The organism is Streptomyces sp. NPDC088194, from assembly GCF_040702025.1.
Taxonomy (GTDB): Bacteria; Actinomycetota; Actinomycetes; order Streptomycetales; family Streptomycetaceae; genus Actinacidiphila.
Genome location: NZ_JBFBIV010000004.1, coordinates 55,987 through 74,953, shown reverse-complemented (window position 1 = coordinate 74,953; position 18,967 = coordinate 55,987). Strand labels below are relative to the sequence as shown.

The window sequence follows — 18,967 nt, the reverse complement described above, 5'->3', positions numbered from 1 at the left end:
ACGATGCCCGCCGGCGGTGACGTAAGTGGGCATCACATGAGGGAGGCGCTGTGAGCAGCGACCCGTGGGGCCGCGTCGATGAGACGGGGACCGTGTACGTGCGTACGGCCGACGGTGAGAAGGAGGTCGGTTCGTGGCAGGCGGGCTCCCCTGACGAGGCGCTCGCCTACTACGAGCGCAAGTACGAGGGGCTCGTCGTGGAGATCGGCCTCCTCGAACGGCGGGTGCGGACCACCGATCTGGCGCCCAAGGAGGCGCTGGCCGCGATCGAGCACCTGCGTACCGCGGTGACCGAGGCGCATGCGGTCGGCGACCTGGCGGCGCTGGGCACCCGGCTGGACGCGCTGGTGGCGCTGGTGGACACCCGGCGCGAGGAGCGCAGGGCGGTCCGGGCGAAGCAGAGCGAGGAGGCGAAGACCGCCAAGGAGAAACTGGTCGCCGAGGCCGAGGAGTTGGCCGAGAGCGAGCAGTGGCGCACCGCGGGTGAGCGGCTGCGGGCTCTGGTGGACACCTGGAAGGGCCTGCCCCGACTGGACCGCAAGGCCGACGACGAGTTGTGGCACCGCTTCAGCCACGCCCGTTCGGTCTTCTCCAAGCGGCGCAAGGCGCACTTCGCGTCGCTGGACGCGCAGCGTGAGGAGGCCCGGCGGACCAAGGAGAAGCTGGTCACCGAGGCGCAGTCGCTGTCCGGTTCGACGGACTGGGGGCCCACCGCGGCCCGCTACCGCGAGTTGATGACGGAGTGGAAGGCGGCCGGCCGCGCCCAGCGCGAGGCCGAGGACGACCTGTGGAACCGGTTCCGCGGTGCGCAGGACGTCTTCTTCGCCGCCCGTTCCGAGGTGTTCGCCGAGCGGGACAGCGAGCAGCGGGACAACCTCGCCCGCAAGGAGGAGCTGGTCACCGAGGCGGAGAAGCTGCTGCCGGTGACCGATCTCAAGTCCGCGCGGGCGGCGTTCCGTTCGATCAACGAGCGGTGGGAGGCGATCGGCCATGTGCCGCGCGACGCCCGGCCGCGGATCGAGGGGCGCATGCACACCGTGGAGCGGGCGCTGCAGGACTCGGAGGAAGCCGAGTGGCGGCGCACCAACCCGGAGGTCCGGGCTCGTGCCGCCGGCCTGACCGGCCAACTCCAGGCCGCAGTGGAGAAGTTGCGCGGCCAGATCGACACGGCGCGCGCCGCGGGGAACTCCGCGAAGGCCGACAAGCTCCAAGCCGAGCTCGACGGCCGCCAGGCCCTCCTGGACGCGGCCCTGAAGGGCATGGGCGAGTTCGGGGGCTGACCCCGCCCGTTCGGGGGCTGACCCCCGCCCGCCGGTTCCCCGCGCCTCTGCTGGTGCGGCTCCTCCCGCGACAGGGGTGAGCCGCAAGCAGCAAGGGGCGCGGGGAACCGCGCGAGCGACCGTCCGCGAACCGCGAGGTCCGGGCACATCCGCAGCCAGGCAGCCCGCGCGGTCCCGTTGCCGCCTGCCGCGGCCGGCCGGCGGGCTACCGCCCGCGTTCGCCGGGGCCGAGTTCGGTCAGGTCCAGGGCGTGCTTGAGCACCTCGCATGCCTGGATGTGGTTGCCGGACTCCTGGAGCAGGTCGGCGAGGCGCCGGCAGACCTGGACCGCCTCGGGCCCGAACGACTTGTGGGTCTCCATGAACGCCTGCTCCAGCACCTCGACGGCCTCCCGGCTCCGGCCGGTGTCGGCGAGCAGTTCCGCCAGTTCGAGCTGGACGGCGAAGTTGTTCGCCCCGGTGCCGGGCGCGCCTTCCTGCAACGCGAGCCGCAGCACCGGCAGCGCGTCCCTGCTGCGGCCCACGGACCGCAGCAGGCGGGCGAGGTTGAGCCCGGCGGCGAGCATGGCCGCCCGCACCTCCTCGCGCAGCACCGGTCCTGCGGGGACGGGTTCGGTCGCGGCGGCGCGGTTGCGGACCAGCGGCAGCCGGCCGGTGTTGTTCTCCTGGTGGCGCTGCGGACGCGGGCGGTTCTTGGCTCGCAGCCGCACGTCCAGCAGCTGGTAGATCGTCCCCACACCCCGACGTCCACGACCTGGAAGACGATGCCCGCGACCTCTTCCTCGTCGGTGAACGGCTCCCGCCCGGTGAGCATCGTGTACATGCAGGTGCCCAGCCCGTACAGGTCGGCGGTGGGCCGGGGCGAGGCGCCGCGCATGGTCTCCGGCGGCAGGTGCCGCGGGGTGCCCACGACGTCGCCGACCCCGGTGAGCGGGGTGTTGTCGAGGACCCGGGACAGCCCGAAGTCATGGAGTACGACCCGGCCGGACCGGGTGACCATCACATTCGACGGTTTGACGTCGCGGTGCACCACACCTGCCTCGTGGACCGCTTCGAGGCCCCTGCAGATGCTCACCGCGACGGTCTCCACCACCTCGACGGGCAGCGCCCCCTCGCGCTCGACGCACGATGAGGACGATCCTATGCCGCCGGGCGGGGCTACCGCTGCCGGCCGGAGGTCACCCGGTAGACGTCGTAGACGCCCTCGACACCGCGGACGGCCTTCAGGACGTGGCCGAGGTGCTTCGGGTCGCCCATCTCGAAGGTGAACCGGGAGATCGCCACCCGGTCGCGCGACGTCTGCACCGCCGCCGACAGGATGTTGACGTGCTGGTCGGACAGCACGCGTGTGACGTCGGAGAGCAGCCGGGCCCGGTCCAGCGCCTCGACCTGGATGGCGACCAGGAAGACCGAGGACTGGGTGGGCGCCCACTCGACGTCGATGATCCGCTCGGGCTGCTGGGAGAGCGAGTCGACGTTGACGCAGTCGGCCCGGTGCACCGAGACGCCGTTGCCCCGGGTGACGAAGCCGATGATCGGATCGCCCGGCACCGGGGTGCAGCAGCGGGAGAGCTTCACCCACACATCGCTCTCGCCCTTGACGATGACGCCCGGGTCGGCGTTCTTCCGCCGCTTGGTACGGCCCTGGGTGGGCGTGGTGATCTCGGCGATGTCCTCGGTGGCGCCGTCCTCCCCGCCGAGCGCGTCGACCAGCTTCTGCACCACGGACTGCGCGGTGATGTGCCCCTCGCCGATCGCCGCGTACAGCGCGGAGATGTCGGGGTAGCGCATCTCGTGGGCGAGGGTGACCAGCGAGTCGCCGGTGAGCACCCGCTGGATCGGCAGGTTCTGCTTGCGCATCGCGCGGGCGATGGCTTCCTTGCCCTGCTCGACCGCCTCCTCGCGGCGCTCCTTGGAGAACCAGGCGCGGATCTTGTTGCGGGCCCGGGGCGACTTGACGAAGCCCAGCCAGTCCTGGGACGGCCCGGCGCCGGACGCCTTGGAGGTGAACACCTCCACGGTGTCGCCGTTGTCGAGGGTGGACTCCAGCGGCACCAGCCGCCCGTTGACGCGGGCACCGATGGTGCGGTGGCCGACCTCGGTGTGCACCGCGTAGGCGAAGTCGACCGGGGTGGCGCCGGCCGGCAGCGCTATCACGTCACCCTTGGGGGTGAAGACGAAGACCTCGCTCTGCGACAGGTCGAACCGCAGCGACTCCAGGAACTCGCCCGGGTCCTCGGTCTCCTTCTGCCAGTCGAGCAACTGGCGCAGCCACGCCATGTCGTTGACCGCGTCGTCCTTCTTGTCCGAACGCGGGCTGTCGGTACGCACCTTGGAGGCGCCGGCCACCGCCTCCTGCTTGTACTTCCAGTGCGCGGCGATGCCGTACTCGGCGCGGCGGTGCATGTCGAAGGTGCGGATCTGCAGCTCGACGGGCTTGCCGCTGGGGCCGATCACGGTGGTGTGCAGCGACTGGTACATGTTGAACTTCGGCATCGCGATGTAGTCCTTGAACCGGCCGGGGACCGGGTTCCATCGCGCGTGAATGGTGCCGAGTGCCGCGTAGCAGTCCCGGACGGTGTCGACCAGCACCCGGATGCCGACCAGGTCGTAGATCTCCGCGAAGTCCCGGCCGCGGACGATCATCTTCTGGTAGACGCTGTAGTAGTGCTTCGGGCGGCCGGTGACGGTGGCCTTGATCCGGGCCGCGCGCAGGTCCTGCTGGACCTGGTCGGTGACCACGGCGAGGTACTCGTCGCGCTTGGGGGCGCGCTCGGCGACGAGGCGGACGATCTCGTCGTACATCTTCGGGTAGAGGATCGCGAAGGCGAGGTCCTCCAGCTCCCACTTGATGGTGTTCATGCCCAGCCGGTGGGCGAGCGGGGCGTAGATCTCCAGCGTCTCGCGGGCCTTCTTCTCCTGCTTCTCCCGCTTCAGGTAGCGCATGGTGCGCATGTTGTGCAGCCGGTCGGCGAGCTTGATGACCAGGACCCGGGGGTCCTTGGCCATCGCGACGACCATCTTGCGGACCGTCTCGGCCTGCGCGGCCTCGCCGAACTTGACCTTGTCCAGCTTGGTGACGCCGTCGACGAGCAGGGCGACCCGGTCGCCGAAGTCGCGGCGCAGCTGCTCCAGGCCGTACTCGGTGTCCTCGACGGTGTCGTGCAGCAGCCCGGCCATCAAGGTGGCGGGGTCCATGCCCAGCTCGGCGAGGATGGTGGTGACCGCCAGCGGGTGGGTGATGTACGGGTCGCCGCTCTTGCGCTTCTGGCCGCGGTGCCAGCGCTCGGCGACCTGGTAGGCGGCCTCGATCTGCCGCAACTGCGCGCTGTCGCCCTTGGGGTCGTTGCCCCGCACGACCCGCAGCAGCGGTTCGAGCACCGGGTTGTACGCGCTGGAGCGCTGCACGCCGAGCCGGGCGAGCCGGGCGCGGACCCGGCTGGAGGACGGGCCGGGGCGGGTCGGCGCGACGCTGCCGGGGGTGCGGACCGGCCGGATGGCGGCCGGGGCGGACTTGGGCGCGAGAGTGGCGCCGTCACGCTCCCCGTCACGCTCCCCGTCGCTCTCCGGCTGCGCCGTCTCCGCCGTGGCGGGCGCGGGCGCGGACCGGGGCGCGGACGGAGGTGTGCCCGCGGACGAGGAGGCGGACGAGGACGCGGGCGCCGGCGTGACAGGCGCGGGCGTGCCCTCCCCGCCGTCGGCCGGACCCGTCCCCTGGGCGGTCCCGTCAGCGGCGTTGAGCGGCTGGGCCTGGTCTGGCAACGGCACTCCTCACGCGGTGGAAGTCCCATGGTAACGAGCGGCGGCGCCCGGCGGGCGGCCCGCCAGGGGCAAGGCGGCCCCGGCCGCGCTCCGCGGGCCCCGGAACGCGCGGAGCGCGGGCGTACACCGCTACGCGCCGGTGTACGCCCCCTGGGGCCGCCAGGGTGGCCCGGCCCGCCGCTCGGCGCCCCAGCGGCCCCAGCGGCCCCGTTACGGGCTCAGACCACCACGAGCGCGTCGAGCGGCACGCCCTTCAGGGCCGGGGCGAGCCGCTCCCGGCCACCGAGCACGGCCAGCTCCAGCAGCACCGCCAGGCCGACGACGCTCGCGCCGGTGCGGCCGATCAGGTCGAGCGCGGCCTCGGCGGTGCCACCGGTGGCGAGCACGTCGTCGATCACGATCACCCGGTCGCCGGGCCCGAAGGCGTCGGCGTGCACCTCGATCTCGGCGGTGCCGTACTCCAGCGCGTAGCCCTGCGCGAGGGTCGGGCCGGGCAGCTTGCCCGCCTTGCGGACCGGTACGAAGCCGAGCCGGGCGCGGGCGGCGGCGGGCGCGGCCAGGATGAAGCCTCTGGCCTCCAGGCCGACGACCTTGGTGGCCGCGTGCCGGCTGCACAGCCCGGCGAGCGCGTCCACGAGGGCGTTGAACGCCACCGGGTCGGCGAGCAGCGGCGTGATGTCCTTGAACATCACCCCGGGCTGCGGATAGTCCGGCACGTCGCGAATCCGGGACAGCAGCAGGTCCCGCAGCTCGGAGGAGGCGGCTTCCGTCGTGGTCATGGTGCTTCTTTCGGTACGGGGTCCGGTACGAGGAGCGCGCGGGCCCGCCGTCCGGGCGCCGGGCGGTACGAGGACGTGAAAACGCCCGCCGCCGCCCGGTGAGGTGCTTCCGGGCGGCGGCGGGCGGCGGATCAGCGGCGCTTGCCGGAGGGGCGGTTGCGGCCGCGGGTGCCCCGGTTGGAGGGCTGGTTGCGGGTCGGGCGGGAGGCGGAGTCACTGCCGCCGGTGCGCTGGGCGCCGGGGCCGACGACCGCGGGTGCGGCGCCGTCCTCGTCGTCCTCGGGCCGGTCGTCGCTGTCGTCGGGGTCGGCCGGGGACTCGCCGGCGGCGAGCCTGGCCTTCGCCTTCGCCGCCTCGGAGGCCCGCTTGGCGAGCACCCGCTTGCGCAGCGACTTCATCTGCGGCTCGTGCTCCTTCAGCTCCGCCACGATCGGGGTGGCGATGAAGATCGAGGAGTACGCACCGGCGGTGAGGCCGACGAACAGCGCGAGCGCGATGTCGTTGAGCATGCCGGCGCCGAGGATGCCGCCACCGATGAACAGCAGCGCGGCGACCGGGAGCAGCGCCACCACGGTGGTGTTGATCGACCGGACCAGGGTGCTGTTGAGGCTGCGGTTGGCGACCTCGCTGTAGGTGGCGGTGTTCTTCTTGGTGATGTCCTTGCTGGCTTCCTTCAGCCCGTCGAACACCACGACCGTGTCGTAGAGCGAGTAACCGAGGATGGTCAGCAGGCCGATCACCGTACCGGGCGAGACCTCGAAGCCGACGATCGCGTAGACGCCGACGGTGATGGTGAGGTCGTGCAGCAGGGCGACGAGCGCGGCCACGGCCATCCGCCACTCGAAGGCGATGGCGAGGTAGATGACCACCAGCACCAGGAAGATGATCAGACCTTCGACTGCCTTGTGGGTGATCTCCTTGCCCCAGCTCGGGCCGACGATCTCCGCGTCGATCTTCGACGACGGGAGGTCGAGGTCCTTGGCGATCTCCTGCTGGACCTTCTTCGACTCGTCCGTGGAGAGTCCGGCGACCTGGATGCGCATGCTGCCGTTGCCGAGCTTCTGCACGGTGGCGTCGCGGCCGTCGGTGTCCCCGGAGATCTTGCTCTGCACGTCGGAGACGGACATGGACGTCTTCGGGGTGTTGAAGACCGCGCCGCCGGAGAAGTCGATGCTCTCCTTCAGGCCGTTCACCACCAGGCCGACGATCGCGACGATCGTGACGATGATGGAGACCGTGTACCAGATCTTCCGCTTGCCGACGAAGTCGTAGCTGACCTCACCGCGGTGCAACCGGTGACCGAGGGTGCCGAGCTTGGACATCAGGCTTCCTTCGTCTCGGAGGACTGGCGGCGGATACGGCGCAGCGGCGGAGTGACGCCCAGGCTCTCCGCGTTGAGGCCGGACCACTTGTGGCCCTTGGCGTAGAAGGCCTTGCGGGCGAGGATCGTCATCAGCGGCTTGGTGAAGAGGAACACCACGGCGACGTCGAGCAGGGTGGTCAGGCCGAGGGTGAACGCGAAGCCCCGGACCTTGCCGACCGACACGACGTACAGCACGGCCGCGGCGAGGAAGGACACGAAGTCCGACACCAGGATGGTGCGCCGGGCGCGCGGCCAGCCGCGGGCCACCGCCGGTTGCAGCGACCTGCCGTCGCGTAGCTCGTCCCGGATTCTCTCGAAGAAGACGATGAACGAGTCCGCGGTGATACCGATGGCGACGATGGCGCCGCAGACCGCCGGCAGGTTCAGCGCGAATCCGACCGCCTCACCCAGCAGGCACATGATCGTGTAGGTGAGCCCGGCGGAGACCAGCAGGCTGAGCACGGCGACGAAGCTGAGGCCGCGGTAGTACGCCAGCAGGTAGAGCACCACGAGCGCGAGGCCGACGGCACCGGCGATCATGCCGCCGTGCAGCTGCTCGCCGCCGAGCGCGGCCGAGACGGTGGTCTTGTCGGAGATGTTGAAGGCCAGCGGCAGCGAGCCGTACTTCAGCACGTTCGCCAGGTCGGTGGCGGACTGCTGGGTGAAGTCACCGGAGATCTGGGCGGTGCCGCCGGACAGGGTCGTGGAGACCGAGGGGGCCGACACCACGTTGCCGTCGAGGTCGATGGCGAACTGGTTGTTCGGCGACTGCTGCGCGGACAGCGTCTTGGTGACGGAGGTGAACTGCGAGGAGCCCTTGCTGTCGAAGCTCAGGTTCACCACCCAGCCGTTGCCGCCCTGGGTGTCGAAGTTGGCGTTGGCGCTGGTGACGTGCTTGCCGTCGATCTCGGAGGGGCCGAGCAGGTACTTCACCCACTGCTTGCCCTCCTGGCCGCAGGCGACGACCGGGTCGGTGCCCTTGGTGCCCTCGGCCGCCTTGGCCCGCTCGGCCGCCTTCGTGCAGTCGATGGCCGCGTACTTGGCCTGGAGAGCGGCCGGCACGCCTGACGTCGGGTCGCTGGTCGCGCCGCTGGTGTCGGTCGGGTCCGGCGAGGCGGTGCTCGGCGTCGTCGCGGTCGGCTTCGGGGTGGGGGCCTTGTCCGTGCTCGACTTCAGGGCGTCGGTGACCGCGCGGCCCTGGCTGCTGGTGGACGACGGGCTCGCGGTGGACTTCGACGAGCTCGACGGCGTCGTGCTCGACTTCGGGGTGGCGGAGCCGGACGACTTCGGGGTGGCGCTGCCGGAGGGAGTCGGCGTCGTCGTCGGCGTGGGGGCGCCGGCGCCGTCGGCGAGGACCGGCCGGAAGTAGAGCTGAGCGGTGGTGCCCACCTGCTGCTCGGCCTGGTCGGCGTTGGTGCTCTTGGGGATGTCGACGATGATGTTGTCGCTCCCCTGGGTCTGCACCTCCGCCTCGGAGACGCCCAGGCCGTTGACGCGGTTGTTGATGATGTTGACCGCGGTGTTCATGTTCGCCTTGGAGACGGCCTTGCCCTGGTCGGGCTTGGCGGTCAGCGTGATCTCCACGCCGCCGGCGAGGTCGATGCCGAGCCGCGGGGTCTTGTGGCCGGAGAGGAAGATCCCTCCGGTCAGCGCCACCAGAGCGACGAGGATCACGGCCAGAGCGCGCCCGGGGTATCCCTGGCTCCCCGAGGACCTGCGGCCCTTCTTGGCTGCTGCCACCTTGTTGTCTCTCCCTGTCCTACCGCCCCCGGGCATGCGTGCCCAGGGGTGGCCACGAGTGGATGAAGCCGGACGCTTACTTGGAGGCGGAGCCGTTCTGCTCCTTGGCGGCGTCGTCCTTGGCGGCGGAGCCGTCCTGCTCCGCGTCCGCGTCGGACTTGTCGAGGCTGATGGGCTCCTCGTCGCCGTCGGCCGCCTTGTCCGCGTCCGTCACACCATCGGCCGATGCGGCGTCCCCCGCGGCCGCGTCGGCGCCGTCCTCGGCCTCCCCGTCGAGCCCGGCGGGCTCCTCGGGCTCGATGCCGTGCACGATCCGGTTGAACTCCTCCTCGGAGAGCACCGTGCCGATGGCGGACTTGGTGAAGTGGGCGTGAACACCGTCCGTGATCTCCAGGAGGACGGTCTCGTCGTTCACCTCCTTCACCACGGCGTACATGCCACCGATGGTGCGCACGCCGGTGCCGGGCTCCATCTTGTTGCGCATCTCCAACGCCTGGCGCTGCTTGGTCTTCTGCGACCGGGTCATCATGAACATGACGCCGACGATCAGGATCAGGGGGAGGAGAATTCCGATGCTCACGGTGTGGACATTCCTTCGCACGGCCAACGTGGGGGATGGCCTGGATTTCGGGATGTGGGTGCCGATCCAGAGGAAGGGCGTCGGCGGAGTCTAAGCGCTGGCTCGCCGATGGAACAACGCCCAGCATTGCATGGGGGTTCCTAATCGGAAGAGTCTAACCGAGGTCAGGTTCCGAACAGGCCGGTCTGTCCGGTTCCGCCCTGACTCGTCCCACCGCCCTGCTGGGGCGGTACGAGGCCCAGGTGGGACCAGGCCGCGGGGGTCGCCACCCGGCCCCTGGGGGTCCTTGCGAGCAGCCCTTCCCGCACCAGGAACGGCTCCGCGACCTCCTCGACGGTCTCCCGCTCCTCCCCCACCGCGACGGCGAGCGTGGACAGGCCGACCGGGCCGCCCCCGAAGAGCTTCAGCAGCGCGTGCAGGACCGCCCGGTCCAGCCGGTCCAGGCCGCGGGCGTCGACTTCGTAGACCTCCAGGGCCTGGGCGGCGATCTCGCGGTCGACCGCGCCGTCGGCCCGCACCTGGGCGTAGTCCCGCACCCGGCGCAGCAGCCGGTTGGCGATCCGCGGGGTGCCGCGGGAGCGGCCGGCGATCTCGGCGGCGCCGTCGGTGTCGATCCTCACGTCCAGCAACCCGGCCGAGCGGTGGATCACCCGCTCCAGCTCGGCGGGGGCGTAGAACTCCATGTGACCGGTGAAACCGAACCGGTCGCGCAGCGGTGGCGGCAGCAGTCCGGCCCTGGTGGTGGCGCCGACCAGGGTGAAGGGCGGCAGCTCCAGCGGGATCGCGGTCGCGCCCGGGCCCTTGCCGACGATCACGTCGACCCGGAAGTCCTCCATCGCCATGTAGAGCATCTCCTCGGCCGGCCGGGACATCCGGTGGATCTCGTCGAGGAAGAGCACCTCACCCTCGGTGAGCGAGGAGAGGATCGCGGCGAGGTCGCCGGCGTGCTGGATGGCCGGGCCCGAGGTGATCCGGATCGGCGCGGACATCTCGGCCGCGATGATCATCGACAGGGTGGTCTTGCCGAGCCCGGGGGCCCCCGAGAGCAGGACGTGGTCGGCGGTGGCGCCCCGCTGGCGGGCGGCCTTGAGCACCAGGTCGAGCTGCTGGCGCACCCGCTCCTGCCCGATGAACTCGTCCAGCTCCTTGGGCCGCAGCGCCGCCTCGACCGCCTGGTCCTCACGGTCGGCGGCCGACCCGACCAGCCGGTCGGGCGTATCGGCGGGGGCGTCGTCCCAGTTCATGGCAGGTCTCTCGGGTCGGGCGGGCGGAGGTCGGACACGGTCGGGCGGATGGTTCGGATGAACGGCTTTCGGTGAACGGCTCCGGGTGGACGGGGAACCGGTCGGCGGTGCGGGCTGGTGCGGAGGGTACGGGGTGCGCGGACGGGATCGGCTGACGCGGCGGCGGTACGGCGTCAGCGGGCGCGGTTGAGGGTCTGCAGGGCCGCGCGCAGCAGGGTGCCGACATGGGGCTCGGCGGCGGCCTCGGCCTGCGGGGTGACCGCCGCGACCGCCTCCTCCGCCTCGCGCGGCGCGTAGCCGAGCCCGACGAGCGCGGCCAGCAGCTGCTCGGACCAGGACGGCGGCACCGCGGCACCGGCACCGCGGCCGGCTGCGGTGCCGGTGCCCAGCGGCGCCCCCAGCCGGTCCTTCAGCTCCAGCAGCAGCCGCTGGGCGCCCTTCTTGCCGATCCCGGGCACCGCGGTGAGGGCTTTCTCGTCGCCGGCCGCGACAGCGGCGCGCAGGGCGTCGGGGGCGTGCACGGCGAGCATCGTCTGGGCCAGCCGCGGGCCGACCCCGCTGACGGTCTGGAGCAGCTCGAAGACCTGCCGCTCGTCGTCGTCGGCGAAGCCGTAGAGGGTGAGGGAGTCCTCCCGGACCACCAGGGAGGTGGCCAGCCGGGCGGGCTCGCCCAGCCGCAGGGCGGCCAGGGTGCCGGGTGCGCACTGCACGGCCATGCCGATCCCGCCGACCTCGATGACCGCGGTGTCCGGGGCGAGCGCGGCCACCGGGCCGCTGACGAAGGCGATCACGGGGTGGGCTCCTGAGTGGGTACGGGCGGCCGGTCGGGGGTGCGGCGGGCGGTGCCGCGGTGGGTGGCGGCGGCGCGCTGGGCGGCGGCCGCCTGCTGGAGGCGGTTGCCGGCGACGGCCTGCTGGAGGCGGTTGGTGGCCGGGGAACGCCAGATGTGGCAGATGGCCAGCGCCAGCGCGTCGGCGGCGTCGGCGGGCTTGGGCGGGGCGTCCAGCCGCAGCAGCCTGGTCACCATGGCGCCGACCTGGTCCTTCCCTGCCCGGCCGCTGCCGGTGACGGCCGCCTTGACCTCGCTGGGAGTGTGCAAGTGCACCGGCAGGCCGCGCCGGGACGCGCACAGGATGGCGACCGCACTGGCCTGGGCGGTGCCCATCACGGTGCGGACGTTGTGCTGGCTGAAGACGCGCTCGACGGCCACGGCCTCGGGGCGGTGCTCGTCCAGCCACGCTTCCAGGCCCCGCTCGATCAGCACCAGCCGGTGGCCGATGTCCGCGTCGGCGGGCGTGCGGATCACCCCGACGCCGGCCATCGTCAGTGCCCGGCCGGGCACGCCGTCGACCACGCCGACACCGCACCGGGTCAGCCCCGGGTCCACGCCGAGCACCCGCATGCCGCCCCCTTCCCGCGCGCGTCCACCGCCGTCGGCGCCGCTCGCCAACCTGTTCGTGCAGGTTATCGGTTGGCACCGACAAACAGCGGAGGGGCCGACGGGGTGTGTCCCGTCGGCCCCTCCTGACCGTCCGTCAGCGGCGGCTCAGGCGTCGACCTTCTCCATGACCTCGTCGGAGACGTCGAAGTTGGCGAAGACGTTCTGCACGTCGTCGCTGTCCTCCAGCGCGTCGATCAGCTTGAAGATCCTGCGGGCCCCGTCCTCGTCCAACTCGACCTGCATGGTGGGCAGGAAGTTGGCGTCGGCGGAGTCGTAGTCGATACCGGCCTCCTGGAGGGCCTTGCGCACCGGCACCAGGTCGGTGGCCTCGCTGATCACCTCGTAGGACTCGCCGAGGTCGTTGACCTCCTCGGCGCCGGCGTCCAGGACCGCGCCCAGGACGTCGTCCTCGCCCAGCTCGCCCTTGGGGACGATCACCACGCCCTTGCGGTTGAACAGGTACGACACCGAGCCCGGGTCGGCCATCGAGCCGCCGTTGCGGGTCATCGCCACGCGCACGTCGGAGGCGGCGCGGTTGCGGTTGTCGGTCAGGCACTCGATGAGGACGGCGACGCCGTTCGGCCCGTAGCCCTCGTACATGATCGTCTGGTAGTCCGCGCCGCCGGCCTCCAGGCCCGCGCCGCGCTTCACCGCGCTGTCGATGTTCTTGTTCGGGACCGAGCTCTTCTTGGCCTTCTGGATGGCGTCGAAGAGGGTCGGGTTGCCGTCCGGGTCAGCGCCGCCAGTGCGCGCCGCGACCTCGATGTTCTTGATCAGCTTCGCGAAGAGCTTGCCGCGCTTGGCATCGATCACGGCCTTCTTGTGCTTCGTCGTAGCCCATTTAGAGTGGCCGGACATCCGACAGTCTCCTTCGCGTCACCAGTGCTGTTCTTCGTCGCGTGTTCTTCGTCGCGCGCTCGATCCTACCGGGATACGGTCAGCTCCCCGCGCGCACGGCGGACACGAAGAGTTCATGCACCCGGTGGTCACCGGTCAGCTCCGGGTGGAACGACGTGGCCAGCACGTTTCCCTGCCGTACGGCGACGATGTGGCCGTCGTACTCGGCGAGTACCTCGGTGTTCGCGCCGACCGACTCCACCCACGGCGCGCGGATGAAGACACCCTCGACCGGGCCGCCGGGCACACCCCGCACGTCGACGAACGCCTCGAAGGACTCGTTCTGCCGGCCGAAGGCGTTGCGGCGCACGATCATGTCGATACCGCCGAACGTCTCCTGCCCCGAGCGCGGGTCGAGGATCTTGTCGGCGAGCATGATCAGGCCGGCGCAGGTGCCGTAGACCGGCAGCCCGGCACGGATCGCGGCCCGCAGCGGCCCGGTCAGCCCGAACAGCGCGGCGAGCTTGGAGATGGTGGTGGACTCGCCGCCGGGTATCACCAGCCCGTCCAGAGCGGCCAGTTCCTCGGGGCGCCGGACGGCCGTGGCCGCGGCGTCCGCCGCGGCCAGGGCTGCCAGGTGCTCCCGGACGTCGCCCTGAAGGGCCAGGACGCCGATGGTGGGAGAACTCGTCATCGTCGCCTTACCAGCCGCGGTTCGCGTAGTGCTCGGACTCCGGCAGGGTGTCGATGTTGATGCCGACCATGGCCTCGCCGAGGTTGCGGGAGGCGTCCGCGATGACCTTCGGGTCGTCGAAGAAAGTGGTGGCGCGGACGATGGCCGCGGCGCGCTTGGCGGGGTCGCCGGACTTGAAGATGCCCGAGCCGACGAAGACGCCCTCGGCACCGAGCTGGCGCATCAGCGCGGCGTCGGCGGGGGTGGCCACACCGCCGGCGGAGAAGAGCACCACCGGCAGCTTGCCGAGCTCGGCGACCTCGCGGACCAGCTCGTACGGGGCGCGCAGTTCCTTGGCGGCGGCGAACAGCTCGTTGTTGTCCAGGCCGCGCAGCCGGGAGATCTCGCCCTTGATCTGCCGCAGGTGGCGGACCGCCTCGACCACGTTGCCGGTGCCGGCCTCGCCCTTGGAGCGGATCATCGCGGCGCCCTCGGCGATCCGCCGCAGCGCCTCGCCCAGGTTGGTGGCACCGCACACGAACGGGGTGGTGAAGGCCCACTTGTCGGAGTGGTTGACCTCGTCGGCCGGGGTCAGCACCTCGGACTCGTCGATGTAGTCCACGCCGAGCGCCTGGAGCACCTGGGCCTCGACGAAGTGCCCGATCCGGGACTTGGCCATCACCGGGATGGACACGGCGCCGATGATGCCGTCGATCATGTCCGGGTCCGACATGCGGGCCACGCCGCCGTCCTTGCGGATGTCGGCGGGCACCCGCTCCAGCGCCATCACGGCGACGGCGCCGGCGTCCTCGGCGATCTTCGCCTGCTCGGGGGTGACGACGTCCATGATCACGCCGCCCTTGAGCTGCTCGGCCATGCCGCGCTTGACGCGGGCGGTGCCGGTCTCGGGGGACGGGGAAGCGGACGGGGAAGCGGTGGACACAGTGACCTCACTCCTGGCGACGGATGTCATTGGCTCCATCGTCCGGCGGCGCCCGGACCACCGGAAAGGGCCAATTCGGCGCAGGTGGCTCCCCCGACACGCCTACGAGGTGGTGGCGCCCCCCTCGGCGGTCAGCACCGCCGGCGGCTCGTCGTCCATCTCGAAGGCGAGCGGGAACGGGGCGTGGCCGGCCAGTCGCAGCCAGCGCACCACCCGGTGCCGGCGGACCGCCCGCGCGGCGCGCACCGCGTCGTTGTGGAACCGCCGGGCCATCGGCACCCGGCGCACCGCCCGGGTCAGCTCGCCGACCGCCTCCGTCCCGCCGGGCGCCGCCCCGATCTCCGCGACCGCGTCGGGCTCGGCGAACACCACGCGCAGCGCCTGGCTCAACTCGCTCTCGGCCACCTCGCGTTGGTCCGGCTCGGCCTGCCGGGCCGCGTGCGCGGCCTCGTACAGCACGATGGACGCGGCCGGGTCCAGTACGCCCGAGGTCGCCAGCTCCTGCGCGACCGAGGCGCGGCGCAGCAGTTGCGCGTCCAGCGCGGCGCGCGCCGCGTCGATCCGCGCGTGGAGGCGGTCCAGGCGGCCCGCGGTCCAGCTCAGGTACAGCCCGAGCACGATCAGTGCGGCTACGACGCAAATCAGGGTGGTCACCGCGGCACCCTATTCCCCCGGGGTGGTCGGTTCCGTCGGTTCCGGGACCTCGCGCCCGGTGGGTGGCCGGGCTATCTCCCAGGCGAAGCTCTGGGGAAGCTCTGGGGAAGCGCAGTTCCCCGCGCCCCTGATGCGTACGTGCGGCTCGCCGCGTGCTTGCCCCGAGGGCCCGGGCACATCAAGGGGAGCGTGAGGGGGCCCTCCCCTTGGCTCCGCCGGGGGCACCTCCACCCAGGCGAGGATCTGGGGGGAGAACCGCGCGACCGGCCCACCACCGACAGGTGGTCCCTGAACCGGCAGAACGCACCACCCCGGAGGGTCAGGGCGCCGGCCGAACCGCTTCCGCACCCACGGTGACCGTCTCGTAGACCGACAAGATCTCCGCGGCGACCACGGCCCAGTCGAAGCGCCGTACATGCGCGGACGCGCGGGTACGGAGCCGCTCGCGGCCCTCCGCGTCCCCGAGCATCCGCACGGCGGCCGCCGCGAGCGCGTCGGCGTCCCCGTTGGGGAACAACTCCCCCGCGCTGCCCTGCGCCAGCACCTGCGCGAACGCGTCGAGGTCGGCGGCGAGCACGACCGCCCCCGCGGACATCGCCTCCACCAGGATGATCCCGAAACTCTCCCCGCCGAGGTTGGGCGCGACGTAGAGGTCGACGCTGCGCAGCAGCCGCGCCTTGTCCTCGTCGCTGACCATCCCCAGGAACTCGACCCGGTCGTGGAGTTCGGCCGGGAGCGGTTCCAGTGCCTCCCGCTGGTCGCCGCGCCCGGCGACGAGCAGCCGGGCACCGGGCCGCTCCCGGAGGATGCCGGGCAGCGCCCGCATCAGGACCGGCAGCCCCTTGCGGGGCTCGTCGATGCGCCCGATGAACCCGATCGTGTCGCCCTGCCACTCGGGCCGCGGCTGCGCGCGCGCGAAGAACCCGACGTCCACGCCGTTGGGGATGACGACCGCGTCGCCGCCGAGGTGTTCGACCAGGGTGCGCCGGGCGTACTCGCTGACCGCGATCCGCGCGCTGATCTTCTCCAGCGCGGGCTGGAGGATCGGGTAGGCCGCGATCATGGCGCGCGAGCGGGGGTTGGAGGTGTGGAAGGTCGCCACGATCGGGCCGCGGGCCGCCCAGCAGGCGAGCAACCCGAGCGACGGGGAGGTCGGTTCGTGGATGTGGATGACGTCGAACCCGCCGTCGTGCAGCCAGCGGCGCACCCGCGCGGCCGACAGGAAGCCGAAGTTCAGCCGTGCCACGGAGCCGTTGTACGGCACGGGCACCGCGCGGCCGGCGGAGACCGCGTACGGCGGCAGCGGCGTCTCGTCGTCGGCCGGGGCCAGCACGGACACGTGGTGGCCGAGGGCGATCAGATGCTCGGCCAGATCGCGGATGTGGTACTGGACGCCGCCGGGGACGTCCCAGGAGTACGGGCAGACGATCCCGATCCTCAAGTTCTCTCCGTCCCGGGGCGCTCGGTGGGCGCGGTGGATTCGGTGGGCGCGGTGGATGCGGCGGACCGCGCCCCGTCGTCCGGCGCGGAGACGTCACTCGACGCGGGTGCGTCGGTCGAAGCGGATGCGTCGGTCGAAGCGGGCTCGCCAACCGACGCGGGTAGGTCGGTCGAAGCGGCTACGTCCGCCGCAACGGACTCGCCACCCGAAGCAGGTGCGTCGGTCGAAGCGGACTCGCCACTCGAAGCAGGTGCGTCACCCGACGCGGCTACGTCCGTCGCCGCCGGCTCGTCACTCGACGCGGGTAGGTCGGCCCGCGCCGGCGCGCCGGCGGATTCCGGCGCCTCCGCCGAGGGGGACGCCTCCCCCGGCCCCGCGGGTTGCCCCGCGTCGGCCGGCGCCCGCTGCGGCAGGTCGCTCAGCCAGAGCCGTTGCAGCATGTGCCAGTCCTGCGGGTGCTCGGCGATCCCGGCCTCGTACACGTTCGCCAGCACCTGCGTCATCACCGCCGTGCGGCTCGCGCGGTCGCCCTCGGCCGGGACCTCGACCGGGGGGTGCACCATGCCCTGCATGACGGGCGAGTCGTCGTACCAGAGGGTGACCGGCAGCAGCAGCGCGCCGGTCTGCTGGGCGAGCATCGCCGGACCCGCCGGCATCCGGGTCTTCTCGCCGAAGAAGTCGACCTCGACGCCGCTCCTGGACAGGTCGCGGTCCGCGACCAGGCAGACCAGGCCGCCCGCGCGCAGCCGCCGCGCGAGGGTGCCGAAGGCGGCGCCGCCGGTGTGCGGCAGGACCTCCATGCCGAGGCTCTCGCGGTAGGCGACGAACCGGTCGTAGAGGGTCTCCGGCTTCAGCCGCTCGGCGACGGTCGCGAACGGCGTCTCCAGCTTGGTGGTGACCCACGCCCCGGCCAGGTCGTAGTTGCCCATGTGCGGCAGCGCGAGGATGACCCCGCGGCCCGCGGCGAGCCCGTCGGTGAGCCAGTGCACGTCCTGCGGGGCGAAGCCGCCGCGGATGCGGTCCTTGCTCCAGGCCGGCAGCCGGAAGGACTCCATCCAGTACCGCAGGTAGGAGCGCATGCCCTGCCGGGACAGCTCGCGCAACCGGTCGGGCCCCGCGCCGGGCACCACGCGCGAAAGGTTCGCCTCCAGCCGCTGGACGCCCTTGCCGCGCTGCCGCCAGGCGGCGTCGGCGATGGTCCGGCCGAGCGCCCTGGCCGCCGGTTCCGGCAGCGTCTTCACCGCGCTCCAACCGAGCCCGTACAGGCCGTCGGTGAGGCGTTCCTTCACACGCCGCTCCCCTGGCCGACCGCCTGCTCGGCGGCCTCGGCCTCGGCGGCTTCCCGGCGCACCGTGACGACCCGCTGGATCAGCGTGATGAGGCTGCCGACGGCGACCACCCACAGGGCGATCGGCAGCAGCCACTGGATGCCGGGGACGCCGAAGGTGCGGTGGAAGCCGGCGAGGCCGCACAGCACCAGCGTGATGACCAGCCGCTCGGAGCGCTCGACCAGGCCGTTGACCGCAACCTTGAGGCCGATCGCCTCGCCGCGCGCCTTGGTGTACGAGACCACCTGCCCGCTGGCGAGGCAGAAGATGGTGACCGCGCACAGCACGAGGTTGTCACCGCCGCCGGCGTACCAGAGCGCGAGGCCGCCGAAGACGGCGCCGTCGGCGACGCGGTCGAGGGTGGAGTCCAGGAACGCGCCCCAGCGGCTGGAGCGGCCGGCCTGCCGGGCCATGTTGCCGTCGACCAGGTCCGAGAAGACGAACAAGGTGATGACGACGGTGCCCCAGAAGAACTCGCCCCGGGGGTAGAAGGCCAGTGCGCCGGCGACGACACCCGCGGTGCCGATCAGGGTCACCGTGTCCGGTGACACCCCCTTGCGCAGGAGGAATCCGGCGAACGGCGTGAGAACACGCGTGAAAAACGCACGCGCGTACTTGTTCAGCATGGCCTTCCCGACAGGTCGGTGGAGTTCGGAGCAGGGATGTACGAAGCGGCCGAACACGGCGGCCGGTGCGGCCGCCGGATGCCCCATCGTAGTCAGACCCGGATGTGGGTGCCCCTGACCCTCCAGGGTGGTGTGTTCCGCCGGCTCGGGGACCACCTGCCGGTGGGTGGTTCTCGCGCGGTTCTCCCCCGGAGCTTCGCCTGGGGGTGCCCCCACGCGCTCCTGGTGGTGCGCGGCTCCGTCCGTGCTTGCCCGGGAGTACCCGCGGCACCCCTCA

General features: G+C 72.0%; 16 protein-coding genes and 2 pseudogenes. 1 reads left to right on the top strand and 17 read right to left on the bottom strand.

Features of this window, described 5'->3' with window-relative positions:
- Positions 1 to 50 precede the first annotated feature (50 nt).
- Positions 51 to 1,280 (top strand): DUF349 domain-containing protein, encoded by a 1,230-nt coding sequence (locus AB0399_RS02945; protein WP_329371584.1) that lies wholly within the window; start codon positions 51 to 53, stop codon positions 1,278 to 1,280.
- Positions 1,281 to 1,485: 205 nt separating this feature from the next.
- Here the strand turns inward: AB0399_RS02945 and AB0399_RS02940 are convergent, their stop codons facing one another.
- The 17 genes and pseudogenes from AB0399_RS02940 to pgsA form a co-directional block, all read right to left on the bottom strand.
- Entirely contained in the window at positions 1,486 to 2,016 is a 531-nt protein-coding gene (locus tag AB0399_RS02940; protein WP_366410035.1) for a tetratricopeptide repeat protein, read from the bottom strand.
- Between the two features lie 47 nt (positions 2,017 to 2,063).
- A pseudogene (locus AB0399_RS02935) lies at positions 2,064 to 2,423 on the bottom strand (serine/threonine-protein kinase); the annotation flags it as partial.
- 14 nt (positions 2,424 to 2,437) lie between these two features.
- Entirely contained in the window at positions 2,438 to 4,777 is a 2,340-nt protein-coding gene (locus tag AB0399_RS02930) for a bifunctional (p)ppGpp synthetase/guanosine-3',5'-bis(diphosphate) 3'-pyrophosphohydrolase (RefSeq protein WP_328473857.1), read from the bottom strand.
- Positions 4,778 to 5,259: 482 nt separating this feature from the next.
- Positions 5,260 to 5,820, bottom strand: coding sequence for an adenine phosphoribosyltransferase (locus tag AB0399_RS02925; RefSeq protein ID WP_329371576.1), 561 nt, complete (start codon positions 5,818 to 5,820; stop codon positions 5,260 to 5,262).
- Between the two features lie 131 nt (positions 5,821 to 5,951).
- Positions 5,952 to 7,142: a protein translocase subunit SecF gene (gene secF / locus AB0399_RS02920; protein WP_329371574.1), complete on the bottom strand. Its 1,191-nt coding sequence runs from the start codon at positions 7,140 to 7,142 to the stop codon at positions 5,952 to 5,954.
- A complete protein-coding gene (secD, locus tag AB0399_RS02915) occupies positions 7,142 to 8,923 on the bottom strand; it encodes a protein translocase subunit SecD (RefSeq protein WP_329371572.1) in 1,782 nt (593 codons plus the stop codon). Before secD ends, secF begins: the two co-directional genes overlap by 1 nt.
- 76 nt (positions 8,924 to 8,999) lie before the next feature.
- Positions 9,000 to 9,503 carry a preprotein translocase subunit YajC gene (gene yajC / locus AB0399_RS02910; RefSeq protein ID WP_366410034.1) on the bottom strand — a complete coding sequence of 168 codons (504 nt, stop codon included), beginning with the start codon at positions 9,501 to 9,503 and terminating at the stop codon, positions 9,000 to 9,002.
- Positions 9,504 to 9,667: 164 nt separating this feature from the next.
- On the bottom strand, positions 9,668 to 10,747 hold the full coding sequence (gene ruvB / locus AB0399_RS02905) for a Holliday junction branch migration DNA helicase RuvB (protein WP_328461557.1): 1,080 nt from the start codon (positions 10,745 to 10,747) through the stop codon (positions 9,668 to 9,670).
- Positions 10,748 to 10,920: 173 nt separating this feature from the next.
- A complete protein-coding gene (ruvA, locus tag AB0399_RS02900; protein ID WP_328461559.1) occupies positions 10,921 to 11,538 on the bottom strand; it encodes a Holliday junction branch migration protein RuvA in 618 nt (205 codons plus the stop codon).
- Positions 11,535 to 12,149, bottom strand: coding sequence for a crossover junction endodeoxyribonuclease RuvC (gene ruvC / locus AB0399_RS02895; RefSeq protein ID WP_329371565.1), 615 nt, complete (start codon positions 12,147 to 12,149; stop codon positions 11,535 to 11,537). The genes ruvA and ruvC overlap by 4 nt, the downstream gene beginning before the upstream one ends.
- A gap of 144 nt (positions 12,150 to 12,293) precedes the next feature.
- Entirely contained in the window at positions 12,294 to 13,046 is a 753-nt protein-coding gene (locus tag AB0399_RS02890) for a YebC/PmpR family DNA-binding transcriptional regulator (RefSeq protein ID WP_328461563.1), read from the bottom strand.
- Between the two features lie 79 nt (positions 13,047 to 13,125).
- Positions 13,126 to 13,719: a pyridoxal 5'-phosphate synthase glutaminase subunit PdxT gene (pdxT, locus tag AB0399_RS02885; protein WP_329371563.1), complete on the bottom strand. Its 594-nt coding sequence runs from the start codon at positions 13,717 to 13,719 to the stop codon at positions 13,126 to 13,128.
- A gap of 7 nt (positions 13,720 to 13,726) precedes the next feature.
- Complete coding sequence (gene pdxS, locus AB0399_RS02880) at positions 13,727 to 14,671, bottom strand: pyridoxal 5'-phosphate synthase lyase subunit PdxS (protein WP_329371561.1); 945 nt, start codon at positions 14,669 to 14,671, stop codon at positions 13,727 to 13,729.
- A gap of 72 nt (positions 14,672 to 14,743) precedes the next feature.
- Positions 14,744 to 15,295, bottom strand: coding sequence for a hypothetical protein (locus AB0399_RS02875; protein WP_328461569.1), 552 nt, complete (start codon positions 15,293 to 15,295; stop codon positions 14,744 to 14,746).
- 319 nt (positions 15,296 to 15,614) lie between these two features.
- The gene (locus tag AB0399_RS02870; RefSeq protein WP_366410033.1) at positions 15,615 to 16,736 is read right to left on the bottom strand and encodes a glycosyltransferase family 4 protein; all 1,122 of its coding nucleotides are present in this window, start codon (positions 16,734 to 16,736) and stop codon (positions 15,615 to 15,617) included.
- A gap of 392 nt (positions 16,737 to 17,128) precedes the next feature.
- Positions 17,129 to 18,025, bottom strand: a pseudogene (locus tag AB0399_RS02865) (phosphatidylinositol mannoside acyltransferase); the annotation flags it as partial.
- Complete coding sequence (gene pgsA, locus AB0399_RS02860; protein ID WP_328461574.1) at positions 18,022 to 18,690, bottom strand: phosphatidylinositol phosphate synthase; 669 nt, start codon at positions 18,688 to 18,690, stop codon at positions 18,022 to 18,024. The pseudogene AB0399_RS02865 and the gene pgsA, both read right to left, overlap by 4 nt.
- Positions 18,691 to 18,967 lie beyond the last annotated feature (277 nt).

Bases quoted from the DNA above. Each gene is read 5' to 3' on its own strand.
- secF (WP_329371574.1), bottom strand. From the start codon at position 7,142: ATGTCCAAGCTCGGCACCCTCGGTCACCGGTTGCACCGCGGTGAGGTC.
- ruvC (WP_329371565.1), bottom strand. From the start codon at position 12,149: ATGCGGGTGCTCGGCGTGGACCCGGGGCTGACCCGGTGCGGTGTCGGC.
- AB0399_RS02925 (WP_329371576.1), bottom strand. From the start codon at position 5,820: ATGACCACGACGGAAGCCGCCTCCTCCGAGCTGCGGGACCTGCTGCTG.
- pgsA (WP_328461574.1), bottom strand. From the start codon at position 18,690: ATGCTGAACAAGTACGCGCGTGCGTTTTTCACGCGTGTTCTCACGCCG.
- ruvB (WP_328461557.1), bottom strand. From the start codon at position 10,747: ATGAACTGGGACGACGCCCCCGCCGATACGCCCGACCGGCTGGTCGGG.
- pdxS (WP_329371561.1), bottom strand. From the start codon at position 14,671: ATGACATCCGTCGCCAGGAGTGAGGTCACTGTGTCCACCGCTTCCCCG.
- pdxT (WP_329371563.1), bottom strand. From the start codon at position 13,719: ATGACGAGTTCTCCCACCATCGGCGTCCTGGCCCTTCAGGGCGACGTC.
- AB0399_RS02890 (WP_328461563.1), bottom strand. From the start codon at position 13,046: ATGTCCGGCCACTCTAAATGGGCTACGACGAAGCACAAGAAGGCCGTG.